Annotated in this window: 16 protein-coding genes; 4 read left to right on the forward strand and 12 right to left on the reverse strand. The window is 62.0% G+C overall.

Annotation, left to right across the window (positions count from 1 at the left end; all coding sequences use genetic code 11):
* Positions 1–233 precede the first annotated feature (233 nt).
* The 5 genes from V1289_RS47040 to eno form a co-directional block, all read right to left on the reverse strand.
* Entirely contained in the window at positions 234–551 is a 318-nt protein-coding gene (locus V1289_RS47040; RefSeq protein ID WP_309177149.1) for an FtsB family cell division protein, read from the reverse strand.
* A gap of 54 nt (positions 552–605) precedes the next feature.
* Positions 606–1,160 carry an NADPH-dependent FMN reductase gene (locus V1289_RS47045; RefSeq protein ID WP_334406488.1) on the reverse strand — a complete coding sequence of 185 codons (555 nt, stop codon included), beginning with the start codon at positions 1,158–1,160 and terminating at the stop codon, positions 606–608.
* A 174-nt stretch (positions 1,161–1,334) separates the two neighbouring features.
* Positions 1,335–2,330, reverse strand: coding sequence for an MBL fold metallo-hydrolase (locus tag V1289_RS47050; RefSeq protein ID WP_334406490.1), 996 nt, complete (start codon positions 2,328–2,330; stop codon positions 1,335–1,337).
* Between the two features lie 104 nt (positions 2,331–2,434).
* Positions 2,435–3,571 (reverse strand): zinc-binding dehydrogenase, encoded by a 1,137-nt coding sequence (locus tag V1289_RS47055; protein ID WP_334406491.1) that lies wholly within the window; start codon positions 3,569–3,571, stop codon positions 2,435–2,437.
* A gap of 46 nt (positions 3,572–3,617) precedes the next feature.
* On the reverse strand, positions 3,618–4,901 hold the full coding sequence (gene eno / locus V1289_RS47060; RefSeq protein WP_334406493.1) for a phosphopyruvate hydratase: 1,284 nt from the start codon (positions 4,899–4,901) through the stop codon (positions 3,618–3,620).
* 175 nt (positions 4,902–5,076) lie between these two features.
* Between eno and V1289_RS47065 the strand changes: the two genes are divergently transcribed.
* Both V1289_RS47065 and queF read left to right on the forward strand, forming a co-directional pair.
* Positions 5,077–6,069: a Vgb family protein gene (locus V1289_RS47065; protein WP_334406495.1), complete on the forward strand. Its 993-nt coding sequence runs from the start codon at positions 5,077–5,079 to the stop codon at positions 6,067–6,069.
* Between the two features lie 93 nt (positions 6,070–6,162).
* On the forward strand, positions 6,163–6,615 hold the full coding sequence (gene queF, locus V1289_RS47070) for a preQ(1) synthase (RefSeq protein WP_334406496.1): 453 nt from the start codon (positions 6,163–6,165) through the stop codon (positions 6,613–6,615).
* Between the two features lie 119 nt (positions 6,616–6,734).
* Here the strand turns inward: queF and V1289_RS47075 are convergent, their stop codons facing one another.
* The 3 genes from V1289_RS47075 to V1289_RS47085 form a co-directional block, all read right to left on the reverse strand.
* On the reverse strand, positions 6,735–8,087 hold the full coding sequence (locus V1289_RS47075; protein WP_334406294.1) for an IS1182 family transposase: 1,353 nt from the start codon (positions 8,085–8,087) through the stop codon (positions 6,735–6,737).
* Between the two features lie 63 nt (positions 8,088–8,150).
* Positions 8,151–9,578, reverse strand: coding sequence for an IS701 family transposase (locus tag V1289_RS47080; protein WP_442895986.1), 1,428 nt, complete (start codon positions 9,576–9,578; stop codon positions 8,151–8,153).
* 75 nt (positions 9,579–9,653) lie between these two features.
* On the reverse strand, positions 9,654–10,475 hold the full coding sequence (locus V1289_RS47085) for a patatin-like phospholipase family protein (protein WP_334406498.1): 822 nt from the start codon (positions 10,473–10,475) through the stop codon (positions 9,654–9,656).
* Between the two features lie 284 nt (positions 10,476–10,759).
* Here V1289_RS47085 and V1289_RS47090 point away from each other — a divergent pair, with 284 nt between their 5' ends.
* Positions 10,760–11,005: a PilZ domain-containing protein gene (locus V1289_RS47090; RefSeq protein WP_074278617.1), complete on the forward strand. Its 246-nt coding sequence runs from the start codon at positions 10,760–10,762 to the stop codon at positions 11,003–11,005.
* A 179-nt stretch (positions 11,006–11,184) separates the two neighbouring features.
* On the forward strand, positions 11,185–12,009 hold the full coding sequence (locus V1289_RS47095; RefSeq protein ID WP_334406500.1) for a tetratricopeptide repeat protein: 825 nt from the start codon (positions 11,185–11,187) through the stop codon (positions 12,007–12,009).
* A 183-nt stretch (positions 12,010–12,192) separates the two neighbouring features.
* Here V1289_RS47095 and V1289_RS47100 read toward each other — a convergent pair whose 3' ends face one another.
* The 4 genes from V1289_RS47100 to V1289_RS47115 are packed head-to-tail and all read right to left on the reverse strand — an operon-like array spanning position 12,193 to position 15,986.
* Positions 12,193–13,479: an AAA family ATPase gene (locus tag V1289_RS47100; RefSeq protein ID WP_334406502.1), complete on the reverse strand. Its 1,287-nt coding sequence runs from the start codon at positions 13,477–13,479 to the stop codon at positions 12,193–12,195.
* On the reverse strand, positions 13,476–14,216 hold the full coding sequence (locus tag V1289_RS47105; RefSeq protein WP_334406504.1) for a CpaD family pilus assembly protein: 741 nt from the start codon (positions 14,214–14,216) through the stop codon (positions 13,476–13,478). The genes V1289_RS47100 and V1289_RS47105 overlap by 4 nt, the downstream gene beginning before the upstream one ends.
* A gap of 40 nt (positions 14,217–14,256) precedes the next feature.
* On the reverse strand, positions 14,257–15,729 hold the full coding sequence (locus V1289_RS47110; RefSeq protein ID WP_334406506.1) for a type II and III secretion system protein family protein: 1,473 nt from the start codon (positions 15,727–15,729) through the stop codon (positions 14,257–14,259).
* Complete coding sequence (locus tag V1289_RS47115; RefSeq protein WP_334406508.1) at positions 15,726–15,986, reverse strand: hypothetical protein; 261 nt, start codon at positions 15,984–15,986, stop codon at positions 15,726–15,728. The genes V1289_RS47110 and V1289_RS47115 overlap by 4 nt, the downstream gene beginning before the upstream one ends.
* Between the last annotated feature and the right edge of the window lie 62 nt (positions 15,987–16,048).

Genomic DNA, 16,048 nt, shown 5'->3' on the forward strand with positions numbered 1-16,048 from the left:
ATCGCCGCGAAAGGATTGCGTTCGCTTGACGGAATATTGCTATGCCGCACTGCAACCGAGCGCGACATTTTTGTGATCGTTGGCGGGTGATTTTGAAATATGCGGAATTGCTCGGTCGTCATCCTGAGGTGCGAGCCTCTTGGCGAGCCTCGAAGGATGAGTTTGCGGCCCGTCCTTCGAGGCGCGCAAGAGCGCGCACCTCAGGACGACGGCGGAGATCACATCTGACGGAATCAGTTCGGATTATTGGTCCGGACCAGATCGCGCGGATTGGCGTAATCGAGCTGAAAGCGCGCGCGCTCGTCCAGCAAATCAGGGTCGACCCGGTCCGACCTCAAGAGCGAGACGCGTTGCTCGCCCTCGGCCCGCTCCCGCTTCAGCCGCGCCAGTTCCGAGGTCAGGGCGATGATTTCCTGATCGAGCTCCTGGCGCGCGTTCAGCCCATATTTGCCGGTATAGGCGTTGACGCCGAAATAGCTGACCATCATCGCCGCCATCGTGTAGAGGGCGAGCCCGGTGAGCAGCGATTTCAGTCGGGTGCGAGAGACCATGGCACCAACATGCGACGGTCCGGTTAACGGAATCCTAAGCCCGGCGCCCGCCGCCTATTTGTTGTGCTTCTCGACGAAAGCCGCAAACGCATCGATGTACTGCTGTAACACTTTCTGCAGCGATTCCTTGGTGAGCTGGCCCTTGTCGTCAAAGGCATCGCCGACGGCATTCAGATAGATTTCGGGCTGGCCCAGGATCGGCCCGGCGATACCCGGCAGGATGTTCTGCAGATGTTTGGCCGCGCTGACGCCGCCGAGCGGACCCGGGGAATTGCTGACGATGCCGACCGGTTTGCCGAGGAACCAGCTCTTGCCGTAGGGCCGCGATCCGACGTCGATGGCGTTCTTCAAGACGCCGGGGATCGAGCGGTTGTATTCGGGGGTCACGAACAGCACGCCGTTCGACTTCTGGAGTTTTTCGCGGAACGCGAGCCAATCGGCCGGAGGGGCGGCTTCCAGATCCTGGTTGAAGAAGGAAATGCCGTGCAAGGTCGTGACCTCGAGCTGCAGCGAAGCCGGTGCCAGCTTGGCCAGCGCATGGGCGATCTTGAGCGAAAAACTTTCCTTGCGGAGGCTGCCGACGATCGCGACGACGTTGTGGGTGGCCATGGTATTTCCTTTTTTAAGCTGGACCGGTGACGCTCACCTAGCCGCATCGGCAGAAGGATGCAAGTGCATGTACTGCGCAATTTTGGAAACGCAGGGTTCGCATAGACAACATTTCGCCAAAAAACAAACAGGCCGCCCCCGGGCGGCCTGTTACGTCGGGCCTGGCGATGCCGATCAGATCACCGGATCCCAGCCAACCGGGACCAGGCGGTATTTCGCGCCATCCTTCTCGACATGGCCGATCGAGGGGAACGGGAAATGGAATCCCACCACCGTCGCCTTCTCGGCCGCCGCCATGTCATAGAATTTGTGGCGCGTCGTCTGCGCCGTCTCGGGATCGACGTCGTAGACCACGTGCCAGTCCGGGTTGCGCAGGAAGAACTCGGGGATGTTGGTGACGTCGGACTGAATCAGGATTTTCGAACTCCCCGAGGCGACGGCGAAGGAGGTGTGTCCCGGCGTGTGGCCCGGCGTTGCGATCGAGGTGATGCCGGGCGCGACTTCCTTGCCCCAATCATATTTCGTCACCTTGGACTCGATGCCGGCGTAAATCTTCTTCACGTTGGCAAAGTAGTTCTTCATCATCTCGTTGGACTGGGCCTTGGCGGCGTTCTCGTCGCTCATCCAGAATTCCCAGTCTTTTGCTGGCACCATGATCTCGGCATTGGGAAACGCCATCGAGCCATCGGCCGCACGAATGCCGTTGGTGTGATCAGGATGCAGATGCGACATCAGCACGATATCGATGCTCTTGGGGTCGACGCCGGCGGCGGCGAGATTTTGCAAGGTGCGCCCGGCCCGCCCCTTGCTCGGCCCCAACATGGAAACGCCGTTGCCGCTATCGATCAGGATCAGCTTGCTGCCGGTATTGATGAGTTGCGGGTTGAACGGCACCGCGACCATGCCCTTCGGCATGTAGGCTGAGTCCGCCGCGGCCTGCGCCTCGTCTTTCGCGACGTTGCTGACGAAGTTATCGATCGGACGCAAAAACACACCGTCATTGATCGAGGTGCATTCGTAGTTGCCGACCTTGTAGCGATAGAACCCGGGCGCCTGCGCTCCGGTTGGTGGTACCGCGGCGTCCGCGGCCGGTATTCCCAGTGACGACAGCGCGGTCGCAACACCAACGGCAGCGGCCCCTGCCAAAAGATCACGGCGGCTCAACTCCATGGAATCCTCCCCATCTGCTTTGCGGTTTTCCGCATTCGTTGCGAGGCAAATGTTCTCCCGTTGCCGGGAGAACGCAAGCCTGATTGTCAGGAAGTCGCCAGCCCTCAGCCCTTGTTCGGATTGATCAGGAATTTCTCGCCGGTGGCGCGCTTGCCATAGATGGCGATGTTGGAGAGTTGCAGCGCCTCCTGCAGCGACACCACCTGCGTGTAGTGGCTGGCGAAGGTGGTCTTGAGCTCGGCTATGACCCGTGCGCGCAGTTTTGCGCCATCGGCCTGGCCGATTTTCATCAGGAACGGAAGCAGCAGCCAGCCGCCGATGCCCCAGGCCATGCCGAAGGCGCGGTTCAGCTCCATCGGACGCGGGTCGAGGCTGCCATAGACATAGACCTGCTTGTGCACGCTCGATCCGTAGCGGCTGTAGACTTTTGCGGTCTTGTTGGCGGCGATTTCCATGCAGGTGAGGATTTGGCCTGCGAGCTTGCCGCCGCCGATGGCGTCGAACGCGATCGTCGCACCGGTTTCCACCAGCGCATTGGTCAGGTCGTCCATGAAAGTTGGCGCGGTGGAATCGACGACGTGCTTGGCGCCGATCTTGTGCAGGATGTCGGCCTGCTCCTTGCTGCGGACGATGTTGACGAGGCCAATGCCGTCCTTGAGGCAGATCTTGTTGAGCATCTGGCCGAGATTGGACGCAGCCGCGGTGTGCACCAGCGCCTTGTGACCCTCGCGCCGCATGGTCTCGGTCATGCCGAGCGCAGTCAGCGGATTGACGAAGCAGGAAGCGCCTTCCGCCGCCGTGGTGCCGTCGGGCAGCGGCAGACACTCGTTCACCTTGAGGCAGCGGTATTGCGCATACATCGCGCCGCCGATCGTCGCCACCGTCTTGCCCATCAGCGCCTTGGCGGCATCCGACGAACCGGTCTTGATGACCACGCCGGCGCCCTCGTTGCCGACCGGCATCGATTCATCGAGCCGCGCCGCCATGGCTTTCATCGCCGCTTCCGGCACTTTCGCGGTGACCACCGGAGACTCCTTGGTGCCGGAGGCCTTGGCGGACGACATATCGGCCGGCCCGATCAGCAGCCCGAGGTCGGACGGATTGATCGGCGCGCCTTCGACCCGGACCACGACTTCATCGGGGCCAGGCTCGGGTGTCGGGATGTTCGCCAGCGATAGTTCGAGTTCGCCGCTCTTTTTCAGCAGCGAACGCAATTGCAGCCCGGTCTTGCCGTCACTCATCGCAATCCTCCCGTTTGTGTTTGTTGTATCTGGCTACGCCGGCGCGTTACGCCAGCGCCTTCAGCGCCGCTTTGCCGGCATATTTGGCCTGCGCGCCCAGTTGCTGCTCGATGCGCAGCAACTGGTTGTACTTGGCGGTGCGGTCGGAGCGCGCCAATGAGCCGGTTTTGATCTGGCCGCAATTGGTGGCCACGGCCAGATCGGCGATGGTGGAATCCTCGGTCTCGCCGGAACGGTGCGACATCACGGCGGTGTAGCCGGCCTTGTAGGCCATCTCGACTGCCGAGAGCGTCTCCGTCAGCGTGCCGATCTGGTTGACCTTGACCAGGATGGAATTGGCGCGGCCGTTTTTGATGCCGTCCGCAAGGCGCGTGACGTTGGTGACGAACAGGTCGTCGCCGACGAGCTGGCATTTGCTGCCGATCAGATCGGTCAATTCCTTCCAGCCGGCCATGTCGTCTTCGGACATGCCGTCCTCGATCGAGACGATCGGATAGCGCGCCGCGAGGTCGGCAAGATATTTGGCCTGCTCGGAACCCGAGCGGGTCTTGTTCTCGCCGCCATAGACGTAATTGCCGTCCTTGAAGAACTCGGTCGCCGCGCAGTCCAGCGCCAGCATCACGTCGCTTCCTGCCTTGTAACCGGCCTTGCCGATCGCGGCCATGACGAACTCGAGGGCGGCGTCCGCCGACGGCAGGTTGGGCGCAAAACCGCCCTCGTCGCCGACATTGGTGTTGTGACCGGCCTTCTTCAGTTCGCCCCGCAGCGTGTGGAAGATTTCCGAGCCGCAGCGCAGCGCCTCGGCGAAGGTCGCCGCTCCCACCGGCATGATCATGAATTCCTGGAAATCGATCGGATTGTCGGCATGCACGCCGCCATTGATGATGTTCATCATCGGCACCGGCAGCGTCCGCGCCGAGGTGCCGCCGACGTAACGATAGAGCGGCATATCGAAGGATTCCGCCGCCGCCTTGGCGCAGGCCAGAGAAACGCCCAAGATGGCGTTGGCCCCGAGCCGGCTCTTGTTCGGGGTGCCGTCGAGATCAATCATGATCTGGTCGATCTGGACCTGCTCCTCGACCGCCTGATCGCTCAGCGCCTCGAAGATTTCGCCGTTGATGGCCTCGACCGCCTTCTGGACGCCCTTGCCGAGGTAGCGCGCCTTGTCGCCGTCGCGCAGTTCGACCGCCTCATGCGCGCCGGTGGAGGCGCCGGAGGGAACCGCGGCGCGGCCGATCGAGCCGTCTTCCAGCACCACATCGACCTCGACAGTGGGATTGCCACGGCTATCGAGAATTTCGCGGCCGATGATGTCGACGATGGCGGTCATGTCTATGCTTCCCCGGTTGGTTCTGGCTGGTTGCGCCGCGTCATACACGGAGCGCAAGCAAATGTGAACGCTTGACCTGCGGGCTTTTCCTGACGGGTGGATTTGGCGCGGTTATGCTGGCTGGACGTCGATCACCGCGTGTAAACCTTCCTTCTCCGAGAGCCGGGGTAACGCAATGAATCGCCGCCAGTTTCTCATCTCGGCCGCCACTGGAATTGTTGCCACGCCCGCCCTGTTCCGAGGCGCCGGCGCGCAGGAAAGCCCGTTCCGGGTCAAATATTTTCCGGTTGACGCGGGCATCGGCCTGCACGACGTCACGCCCGCCCGCGACGGCACCATCTGGTTTACCGGCCAGGGCAACGGAACGCTGGGGCGCCTGGATCCGCGCGACGGCTCATTCAAACTGGTCGGTCTCGGCAAAGGCGCGGCACCCCACGGCGTCACGATCGGCCCCGACGGCGCTCCATGGATAACCGAGGGCGGACAGAATGCGATCGCCCGCGTCGACCCAGCGGATCATCGCGTGACGCTGTTCCGCCTGCCCGAAAAAGTTGCTTACGCCAACCTCAACACCGGCGTGTTCGACAGAGGCGGAATCTACTGGTTCACCGGCCAATCCGGCTATTACGGCCGCCTCGACCCGAAGTCGGGCGCCATGAACGTGTTCGATGCCCCGCGGGGCGTTGGTCCCTACGGCATCACGGTCACGCCGAAGGGCGAAGTCTGGTACGCCTCGCTAGCCGGCAATCACATTGCCAAACTCGATCCGACAACCGGCCAAGCGACGGTGGTCGAACCACCCACGCCGAAACAAGGCGCCCGGCGGATCTGGTCGGACTCCAGAAGCCGCCTCTGGGTCAGCGAATGGAACAGCGGCAACGTGTCGATGCACGACCCCGCGGAGGGCTCCTGGAAAGCCTGGAAGCTACCGGGGGCGGCCCCGCACGCCTATGCGGTTTATGTCGATGACAGGGACAAGATCTGGCTCACCGATTTCTCGGCAAATGCCATCGTGCGCTTCGATCCCGTGAGCGAGGAATTCAACGTGTTCGCCAGCGACAGAGCGGGCGCCAATGTTCGCCAACTGGATGGGCGGGCCGGCGAGGTATGGGGCGCCGAATCCGGCAACGCGCGTCTGGTGGTCATTCGGACCGTCGCGCCTACCTGAAATCCTCGCGGCTTTCGGACATCCCGATCTCACGGTGGCGGTTGACGGACCTATCCTGTTGCGTCAATGACGCGTCCGCAAAGGACGAACATCATGGCCAAAAAACCCCTGCAGCTCGGCCGCGCCGTGGAGTGGCCCGACAGCCCGGAAAAGGCCACGCTCGACCGCGTGCCCAACCCGCAGGCCGATACCAATTATGTGGTCCGCTTCACCGCGCCGGAATTCACCTCGCTCTGCCCGGTCACCGGACAGCCGGATTTCGCGCATCTGATGATCGACTATGTGCCGGGCCGGTGGCTGCTGGAATCCAAGTCGCTGAAACTTTACGTCGCGAGCTTTCGCAACCACGGCGCGTTCCACGAGGATTGCACGGTCATGATCGGCAAGCGGATCGCCAACGAGATCAAGCCGAAATATTTGCGCATCGGCGGCTACTGGTATCCGCGCGGCGGCATCCCGATCGACGTGTTCTGGCAGACCGGCAGACTGCCCAAGGGCATGTGGATCCCCGATCAGGGCGTCGCGCCCTATCGCGGCCGGGGGTAATCCAGGGTATCTCGATGCCCTCAACGCCAGAGCTCAGAGGTATACATTGTCAATGTCTACCGACGACTCGACGCCTAGGAGCCCGTCCAGATAGGCGTTGCGATGGGCATTGTTGCAGGTTAGCCGGCTGAGGCTGCGTTTGCGAGGGTGAACAGCTTCAGGAGGTTGTGGGTGGTGCAGATGATGGCCCATTCGGCCCGCACTTTCTCTACGCCCCGCAACAGGAACTGGCGGAAGCCGCGCGCCTGTTTGATCTGTCCGAACACCGGTTCCACTACTTGCTTTCTCAATCGGTAGGGTGTTTCGAAGCCGCCGTCGTCGATCTTCTTTCGCATCCGTTGGGTCAGCGGTCCGCCGATTTTTCCGTTCGCTGCTGTCGGGTGCTTGGCGCGTCCGGGCGCGACATAGCCGTCAACGCCGTGTGCTTCGAGCGCTTCGAGATTGGATTCGCTGCAGTAGCCGGAGTCCGCCGAGGCCTGCTCCGGCTTGCGGCCGAGATTGTTCTCGATGGCAACGATCAGGGGCACCAGCTGGCCCTTATCGTTGCCGCACTGCGTCAGTTCGTGCGCGACAATGATCTGGGCGCCTGCGTCGACGGCGGCCTGGGCATTGTAGGCCTGAACGAAGCCATCCTTCGACTTCATGATGCGGCTTTCCGGATCGGTGAAGTTGCGTTGCGACTTGGGATCAGGTTGGTCCGATGGCGGCGCCGCCGGTTTGCCCGGCTTCTTGCGGCCTTCGACTTGGCGCTGCTGTTCCTTTTCGACCTCGATGCGACGCTCTTCCTCCGCCGCCAGCTTGGCATCCGCCTCCAGCGCCGCCATCGCCTGCTGGATCTTCGCCAGCCGTTTCTGCTTGTCGCCGGCCCAATCCGGCATCTCGTCGCCGCGCTTGTCCTTACCGAAAGTCTCGTCTTCCTCGGCATCCGCCGCCTCGGCGGCCGCCAGCATGCGAGCGACCTCGGCTTTCAATTCCGCCTCGCGTTTCTTCATGCGCTCATAACTCATCGCTTTATGTTTCGACGCGTTCGCTTTGATCTTCGTGCCATCAAGCGCGACATGGCCGAGTTTGACCAACCCTGCCGTCTCGCACAACTTCAGAACCTGCAGAAACAGCGCGCCGAGCGCCTTCAAATGCCGCTTGCGGAAGTCGCTGATCGTGCGAAAATCCGGCGGATCGAGCGCCACAATCATCACAAAATCATTCCGTTCGCGGCAGGCCTTCGCGATCCGCCGCGACGAATACAGCCCACTCGCATAGCCGTGCAGCAGAAGCGCCGCCATCATGCGCGGGTCAAACGGCGGCTGCCCGAGCCCGCTCACATAGCTGCCCGTGATCTCCTTGAGATCGAGGCTCTCCCGCACCAGTTCAACGATAAACCGCGAGACATGGCCTTTCGGCACGAAGTCCTGCACATTCGGCGGCAGAAGCAGCGTCTGATCGATATTCCAGGGGCGAAAATACTTGCTCATAGCCCAAGGTTGAATCAGACTCGCTCAGAATTGAACAGCCGCTATTCGGACAGGCTCCTAGTCTTACTGCGTCACAAAAGAAGACGCTGCGATTGCCGAATGCAACAGGGACAGCGTGAGAGGTTCCGGGCGATGGCAACGATCAGTCTTCGCCGCATCGTCGCAATCGAGTTCGGGATGTGACGTTCGGGTCGCAGTGGCGGAGCCTCTGGGTCGGTAACCGTTGGAAACCGCAAGTTTCTTGAACGGCCTGGTGGAACGAGATCCCGAGGGGGGAATCGTCTCCCTCTCGGAGACCAGGAATCCGTAGGCCGCGATGCACAGCGTAGCGTGGTGGTGGAAGCCACGCCAACCTCGCCCTTCGAAATGCCCGAGCCCAACCTCTTGTTTGAGATCCTGATAATCGCGCTCGATGCGCCATCGCAGCTTGGTTAGATCGACTAGCCTTCCGAAAGTGATCGTTTCCGGCAACGTTGAAAGCCAGTATTTGGTCGGCTCGTCCTCACCTTCTGGCCATTCGATCAAAAGCCATTCTTCCGGTCGGCTTTCGGTGAGCTGGTAATCTCGATGCGCGACGCAAACGCGCGCGCGAGCGAAGCGCGACGATAGCTGCTCGGCCGCACCCTCTCGCCACTTGATCGTGCGCCAGACCCGCTTAGGAAGGCAAAGAGCAAGCTCCTTGACCGAAATCGGTTGATGCTTGTGATCGCGGCGCAGCAGCTTTGGTGGTCGCCCTTTGCCCGACCATTTTTTCGGCGGCAGCGGCGCCGTGTCGGATGTCCACACCGTGGTGTTTGGCAAGATACCGGCCACATAGGTCAACCCCAACGCGCTGATGCTGGTCCGCAGGTCCGTGTTGCAGCCATATCCGGCATCCATCAGCACCACACCGCGAGCAAGCCCGGCTCTGCAGGTCGCTTCGATCTGCTCAAGCGCGATCTCTGGCTTGGTCTTAAAGCTGATCTCCTCGGGCACGCCCGCTTTGCGCCGACGTTTCTTATCTGCCGCCCATTCCTGCGGCAGATAGAGACGATACATCGCCGGCAGACTGGCGTGATGATTGGCAAGCGACAGGGACACCGCGACTTGGCAGTTATCCTGCTTGCCGAGCTGCCCGCAATATTGACGCGCCACACCGACCGAATGCGCTCCCTTCTTGGGAAAACCGGTGTCATCGATGATCCACGCTTCGATCGGTCCATGGCGCTCTATCGCCGGCAGTACCATCTCACCCACTTTGGCCAAAACACCCTCGTCAGACCAAGGCGATTGGCCGACGAAGTGCAGCAGCGACTGATGCTGCGCCGCCGTCCGATCAGGTGCCGTCACCGCTGCCATCGGCTCAACGCTTTTACGCTCCCCCGGCATGATTAAGCCGATGCAATAATCAAACAACGGCCGGGCCCGGTCCGCATGTCCGATCACGCTCACAAGTCCCTCGACAAAAGCCGAAAATCGCGATTCACTGCCGTCTGATGTCCGGAGATCCATATCTGCCCCCGTTGCCGATGCCTGAATCTCAACCGCTAACTGATTCTCACAGGACCTCGCCCGCGACCTTTTGAATCAGACCCTTTTCTGACTCAGTAAGACTAGTTTGACGAAGTTTTTTGCGAGCCAATCGTCTGCGCATTTTCGTCCCTGGTCGCGAAGAAACACCAGAAAGTCCCAATCGGCGTTGTACTTGCTCGTCGGACTGAGCTCGCCCATGAATTCGTCGTCAGTGATGCTGTGGATCAATATCCGCTTAATCTCCTGGTCGACAATGCGGTTTTGCTTGCCCAGCCCGGTGATGAAGCTCACCGCCCGCATCTCGCGCATCAACGACGAATTGAAGCTGATCTCGTTGATGCGGTTCAGAATATCGCCGGCGGCGGTCGGCAGCTCCTTGCGGAACAGCGGATTGATGTGAACGATGACGATATCCGCGCTTTTGCAGTTATAGATCAGCGGGAACAGCGCCCTGTTTCCCATGTAGCCGCCGTCCCAATAGGCTTCGCCATCGATCTCGACCGCGTGAAACATCGTGGGAAGACAGGCCGAGGCCATCACGGCAGATACCGAGATTTCCTTTCCGCTGAAGACCTTCACCTTGCCGGTGCGAACGTTGGTCGCAGAGAGAAACAGCTTCACCGGAGCATCCGGACGCCTCAGCACGTCGAAATCGATCGACTGCTCGATCAAGTCGCGCAAAGGGTTGTAGTCCGAAGGATTGAACTCATAGGGCGAAAGCACGCGCGTTACAAAACCCATCAGGGAGAAAACCGGCGACCAGGCCAACTTGTGATCGCCCAGCATTCGGTCGATGGGACTTGGCTGCAATGGCCCCAGCCGGGTCGCGGACACCTCAGGTCCGCCCGCCGAGTTCCGGTCCGAAGTAGCTTCCATAGCCGCCTCCTCGATCCCGCTAGTCAACGTTACGCTTCTCTGAGACGAGCAATCAATCGCTCGGCCACTCGAACTGACCCGGGTCTGAGTTCACGGCGCGGCGACATCCCTCGTCGACCGCGCCGGGAACGGTCCCCGATCGAGATCGGTTAAACGGACTCAAAGAGAACTCGGAAACATCGCTTAAATTGCGAGCGGTCCCGCTAAACAGGCGCCAATAGTTGTTCTGTAAAAGTGGCTGGAGTGCCGGACGAGGCATGATCGGACAGCGGCGAAGGATCGACATGTTAGCAAATCGACGAAGAAGCGAACGTCAGCTTTGCAAAAAGCTCGCGAAAATCCAGTTCGGGACCGGCTCGTTGCCGCGCGACTGCACGATCACGGACATCTCGGACGGCGGCGTCAAGGTCATTGCCGATTATCCCGAAATTCCGTCTGAATTCACCCTCATCCTTTCGACGGGCCATCCCCGCCAATGCAAGTTGCGTTGGCGGATCGGCTTCGAATTCGGCGCCGAATTCGTCGGTTAGAGCGAAAAGCCCTGTCGGAGCACTGAGGCCGGCTAACGTGCCTGGCCCGCGGGCCCGCCGCCTGCACCGGGCGGCGGGCCCGGATGGCTCCGTGACCGGCGGCTAGGCCCCTGCTTAACCTGAACTTAGGGTTAAGCTGTAAGCATTCCTGACCAGTCGCCGACTACAGGTCAGATTACATGCTCCGGCAGTTGCTCCCGCCGCCTCGCTTCGCGAGGCTCATTACATTCATAGGATCGTCCGCGGTCGTGGCGCTGGGGCTTTGCAGCTGCCAGACGGCGGGCCCGTCCGACATCACGGGGTCGCTGGGCGACCAAACCGAATCAAGCCGCCCCGCCGAGCCGCGGCGCGAGGTGGGTTTCTATCGCGATCGCTTTCGCGCCAACCCCAAGGACGTCGACGCGGCGCTCGAATATGGCAAGGCGCTCCGCGCCACCGGACAGCGCGCCCAGGCGGTCGCCGTGCTCGAACAGGCCACGATCGCCAATCCGGGCAGCAAGGCGCTTCTCGCCGGTTACGGGCGGGCGCTCGCGGACAACGGCAATTTCCAGCAGGCTTTCGACGTGCTCGGCCGCGCCCACTCCCCAGAAGATCCCGACTGGCGAATCCTCTCGGCTCAGGGCGCCGTGCTCGATCAGCTCGGCCGCTACGAGGAAGCACGGCAGTATTATGCGAGCGCGTTGAACATCGTGCCCGACGAACCCGCCGTGCTGTCCAATCTCGGCCTGTCCTACGTCCTTTCCAAAGACCTGCCGAAGGCGGAGGAGACCTTGCGCCGCGCCCATGGCCAGGCGGGGGCGGATCAGCGGATCCGGACCAATCTGGCTTTCGTGGTGGGTCTGCAGGGCCGCGTTGCCGAGGCCGAAGGCCTCGTTAAGGCCGATCTGCCGCCCGAGGAAGCCGCCGCGAGGGTCGCGGCCTTGAAGCAATTATTGTCCCGGAAAGAGCATGCACACGCGGACGGGGATAAAATACCGGTCGCGGCTGCCGCACACGCGGACTGATCCCGAAGCAATGGCAATGGAGACCGGCAGCGGCCTGCGCTGCCGAATAGCCCCTGCCCTTGGAGTCTGTTTCAGCGACGCTGAATCAGACTCTAACCAAATATTTGTTTGGGCATGATCTATTCCGAAAAGCGGTGTCCACCCCGCATCAAGTGCGGGGCAGGCTTTTTCGGGATCATGCCCTTACGAACGCCCGCGGCCTCCCCGCATCTTCTTGAGGATCGGCATGATCGGCGACAGCAGCGAGCTGCGCGGCTTTTTGGTCTCTGCGCGGCCCGTCATCCGCTGCGCCATCTGCAGGAACATCTTCGTGGTGCGGTGGTTGGCGGCGATTTCCGCGATCATCTGGCCGTTGTTGGCAGCGGTGCCGAACAGTCGCGAATCGAAGGGAATGGCGGCGATGGGCTGGGTCTCGATGGTCTTGGCGAAGGCGCGCACCTCGATTTCGGGGCGCTTGGCCATGCCGACCTGGTTGAGACAATAGAGCGGCGGCTTGTCGTTGGGCCGCGACGCCTTCAGCAAGGTCATCATGTTCTTGGCATTGCGCATATTGGCGAGATCAGGCTCGGCGACGATCAGGATGTCATCCGCGCCGATCAGCGCGCGCCGGGTCCACGCCGTCCATTGATGGGGGACGTCGAGCACGATGCAGGGCGTCGTCATGCGCAGTGTGTCGAAGATCGAGTCGAAGGCGTCGGCGCCGAAGTCGTAGACCTGATCGAGCGTGGCCGGCGCGGACAGCAGGCTGAGCCGGTCGGAGCATTTCGCCAGCAGGCGTTCCATATAGGAAGTATCGAGCCGATCGGGCGAGAATACCGCGTTCGCAATCCCCTGCACCGGATCCTGATTGTAGTCGAGGCTGGCGGTGCCGAACGCGAGGTCGAGATCGATGACGACGGAATCCAGCGCGAGATCGCGCGCGATCGCCCAAGCCACATTGTGCGCGATGGTGGACGCGCCGACGCCGCCTTTGGCGCCGACGACGGCGATCATCCGGCCGACCGCGACCGCCTCGGACGCCGAGAACAGGCTGCAGATCGAACGCACCACATCGAGGACCACGACCGGCCCGATGACGTAGTCATTGACGCCGCGGCGCACCAGTTCGCGATACGGCGCGACATCGCTGGCGCTGCCGATCACGACGACACGGGTGCCGGGATCGCAGACGGTCGCGAGTTCATCGAGGCCGGCAAGGATGTCGTGGCCGCCCTCGGTTTCCAGGATGATGACGTTGGGCGTCGGCGCCTTGTGATAGGTCTCGATCGCGGCTTCGATGCCGCCCATATGGACCGACAGATGGGCCTTGGCGAGGCGGCGGTCTTCGGACGCCCCTCGCGCCGCCGCCGCGGTCGAATCGGACGTGCAGAAGGCCTGCACCGATACGCGGGGCGCCGGCGCGATGTAATCGTCGGCGTGCGGCGTGACGTCGAGTTGGTCTTCGGAGTTTTGACTGGCGCGGCTGCTCATTTGCCTGTGTCGCTGAGTTTGGCCTTTTCGGCTTCGGGATACGTGGTCGTGGTTGTTTCGCCCTTGCGGTACTTCTCGAATGCTTCGGCGCGCCGCGGGGTATAGGCGGGGGTTTCAGATCGCGGCTGCACGAGGTCCGACGGATTGTCGATCATCGCCGCAAGATTGCGCTGGTTCGCGCAGCCGAAATTGTAATAGTCCTTGTTTTCACCGTAGCTGGGGTCATTGATCGAAGGACCGAGATCCTCCGGCCACAGGCCGCAAGGGCCGGCAACCGCCGCAATCCTTGGATAGCTCAACCGGATCGTCGGCAATGTTCTGATGTCGTCGGGATGGTAGTGACGCAACTTGATCGCGCTCGCCGGCACGCCGCCAGCCGCAAGGATCCCCTGAGCTTCCCGGAAGGCCGCCGCAGCAGCCCTGGCGTTCGCCGTGTCGACCGGCACGTCGGCCACAATCGCACCGGTGCCTTCGCTGACCCAGGTCCGTGCCAGCCCCATGACGTCGGAACGTTGCGGCACGGTCAGACCGCCGCGGGCCTGGCCGACGAAGATCACGACCGAGCGGTTGGTCTCCGTTATCGCGATCGGATGACGCTGACGGTAATCGTTGGGAACGCTCGCGGTGACGACTTCACCGGTCGTATAGTTGCATGCCCCCAGCACGACTGAGAGCCCGGCCAGAGTACACAGCAGGCGCAGCGTTCGGTAGCGACCCACCGGCGTTCTGTTTGTCATTGTTCTCTCCCCATCCCGCATCGGCCAAGGCCGCCCCGTCTCAGTCAATGATGAAGCCAAAGTTGCCGTGATAGAGCCCAACGGGCTCGACGCGGGCGGCAACGCCGTAGATCCGGTTGACCTGGGCCAGCAATGCCGATTGGGAATCCGACGCGGGCGCAAACCCGTCATCGGGGCGTGACAACTCCTTCTGGGCAACCGCCCGCACCACATAGGGCGTCACGATCACCATCAATTCGGTCTGGTTGTTGATGAAGTCCTGGCTCCTGAACAGCGCGCCGAAAATCGGCAACGAGTCGATGCCGGGCATTCCGTTGACGGCCTGCTTGGTCTGTTCCTGGATCAGGCCGGCCATCGCGATCGAGCCGCCGGACGGGATTTCCAGCGTGGTTTCCGCACGCCGGGTCTTGATCGAGGGAATCGTCGATCCATTAGCACCGCCGGTCAAAGAGTTTTCGGTCGAGACTTCCGACACTTCGGTCATCACGCGCAGGCTGATCCGTCCCTCGGTCAGCACCACCGGCGTGAAGTTGAGCGAGATGCCGAATTTCTTGAAAGCAACGGTCTGGACGCATTGTCCGATCGCGCCCGCGGTCGTCGTCTGGCAGGTTACGCCAGTCGGAATTGGAAATTCGCCGCCCGAAATAAATGTAGCGGACTCGCCGGAGATGGCCGTCAAATTTGGTTCCGCCAGCGTCCGGGACACGCCCGCGCTCTCCATCGCGCGCAAGGTAGCGGTGACCGATGGCAGACCGGCCTTGTTCAGGGCCGCCGCGGTCAACCCGTTGCCGGAGACCAGCGGAGCATTGTTTGCGGTGAACGGATTGGTATTGTTGAAAACGACCGCCGCGGTGCCGTAATTCATGCTGGCGCTGAGATCGACGCCCAATTGCTTGATGATGTCCCGCCGCACTTCCGCGACGGTGACCTTGAGCGTCACCTGATCGCGGCCGCGGACGACGATGGAGTTGACGACCTTGTCGGCGCCGCCCACCAGACGCGCGACGAGATCGCCCGCCTGCTGGGCCTCGACCGGGCTGGATACCGAGCCGGTCAGCATGACGCTGTCGCCGACGCCTTCGGCCTGGATTACCGCGGCGGGCAGCATTTGCTTCAATGCGGTGCGCACGCCGTTGAGATCGCGCTTGACCGCGATGTCATAGGCCGCCACCTGCCCGCCATCGGCATCGAAGAACACGACGTTGGTCTGCCCGACCGCCGCACCAATGATGTAGGCGCGCTGTGCCGAGCGGACGACCGCGTTGGCGATCTTCGGGTCGGCGACCAGCACGTCCTTGACGTCGCGCGGCAGATCGATGATCACCGATTTGCCGATGCCGAGCGCAAGAAAGCGGGTCTTGGCGGCGGCGACCGACGCCGTCGGATGGATATCGGAATCGGCCGCAATGACCGGCGACAGCGCCGGACTGAGCGCCAGTGCGGCGACGGCCGAAAACGACAGGGCACGGATCCAAAATGTTCGCGTCACCTGTTGATTTGCCCTGCATTTCATATCGAACGTCCTTGCCACTTCTGTGTCGTCGTCGAGCCTGATACGTCGTAGCGAACCACGCTGATGCTGCCACCCCGCTTCGGGGTTTGATTGTCGGATCCGTTCTCAACCGTGTTGACGTCGGCAATGCCGCGCAGCGCCAGCGACGACGTGCTCGTTTGGCGCGCGGGCGCGCGCGTCTCCGATTGCTCAAGATAGGCCGCGACGCCGCCGGCGCTGAGCGCGGCCATCAGGACAAAAATGCGTGCGGTACTCATACGCTTTACTAACTACTCTTACGCGCGCGCCCCGGCGGGCTGCGATGACAGCTTCTGCTCTA

It is taken from the genome of Bradyrhizobium sp. AZCC 2289 (assembly GCF_036924615.1).
In the GTDB taxonomy this organism is placed as follows: Bacteria; Pseudomonadota; Alphaproteobacteria; order Rhizobiales; family Xanthobacteraceae; genus Bradyrhizobium.

What these genes read in the sequence shown, in the direction of transcription:
- V1289_RS47040 (WP_309177149.1), bottom strand. Translation starts at nt 551, where the DNA reads ATGGTCTCTCGCACCCGACTGAAATCGCTGCTCACCGGGCTCGCCCTC.
- V1289_RS47045 (WP_334406488.1), bottom strand. Translation starts at nt 1,160, where the DNA reads ATGGCCACCCACAACGTCGTCGCGATCGTCGGCAGCCTCCGCAAGGAA.
- V1289_RS47050 (WP_334406490.1), bottom strand. Translation starts at nt 2,330, where the DNA reads ATGGAGTTGAGCCGCCGTGATCTTTTGGCAGGGGCCGCTGCCGTTGGT.
- V1289_RS47055 (WP_334406491.1), bottom strand. Translation starts at nt 3,571, where the DNA reads ATGAGTGACGGCAAGACCGGGCTGCAATTGCGTTCGCTGCTGAAAAAG.
- eno (WP_334406493.1), bottom strand. Translation starts at nt 4,901, where the DNA reads ATGACCGCCATCGTCGACATCATCGGCCGCGAAATTCTCGATAGCCGT.
- V1289_RS47065 (WP_334406495.1), top strand. Translation starts at nt 5,077, where the DNA reads ATGAATCGCCGCCAGTTTCTCATCTCGGCCGCCACTGGAATTGTTGCC.
- queF (WP_334406496.1), top strand. Translation starts at nt 6,163, where the DNA reads ATGGCCAAAAAACCCCTGCAGCTCGGCCGCGCCGTGGAGTGGCCCGAC.
- V1289_RS47075 (WP_334406294.1), bottom strand. Translation starts at nt 8,087, where the DNA reads ATGAGCAAGTATTTTCGCCCCTGGAATATCGATCAGACGCTGCTTCTG.
- V1289_RS47080 (WP_442895986.1), bottom strand. Translation starts at nt 9,578, where the DNA reads ATGGATCTCCGGACATCAGACGGCAGTGAATCGCGATTTTCGGCTTTT.
- V1289_RS47085 (WP_334406498.1), bottom strand. Translation starts at nt 10,475, where the DNA reads ATGGAAGCTACTTCGGACCGGAACTCGGCGGGCGGACCTGAGGTGTCC.
- V1289_RS47090 (WP_074278617.1), top strand. Translation starts at nt 10,760, where the DNA reads ATGTTAGCAAATCGACGAAGAAGCGAACGTCAGCTTTGCAAAAAGCTC.
- V1289_RS47095 (WP_334406500.1), top strand. Translation starts at nt 11,185, where the DNA reads ATGCTCCGGCAGTTGCTCCCGCCGCCTCGCTTCGCGAGGCTCATTACA.
- V1289_RS47100 (WP_334406502.1), bottom strand. Translation starts at nt 13,479, where the DNA reads ATGAGCAGCCGCGCCAGTCAAAACTCCGAAGACCAACTCGACGTCACG.
- V1289_RS47105 (WP_334406504.1), bottom strand. Translation starts at nt 14,216, where the DNA reads ATGACAAACAGAACGCCGGTGGGTCGCTACCGAACGCTGCGCCTGCTG.
- V1289_RS47110 (WP_334406506.1), bottom strand. Translation starts at nt 15,729, where the DNA reads ATGAAATGCAGGGCAAATCAACAGGTGACGCGAACATTTTGGATCCGT.
- V1289_RS47115 (WP_334406508.1), bottom strand. Translation starts at nt 15,986, where the DNA reads ATGAGTACCGCACGCATTTTTGTCCTGATGGCCGCGCTCAGCGCCGGC.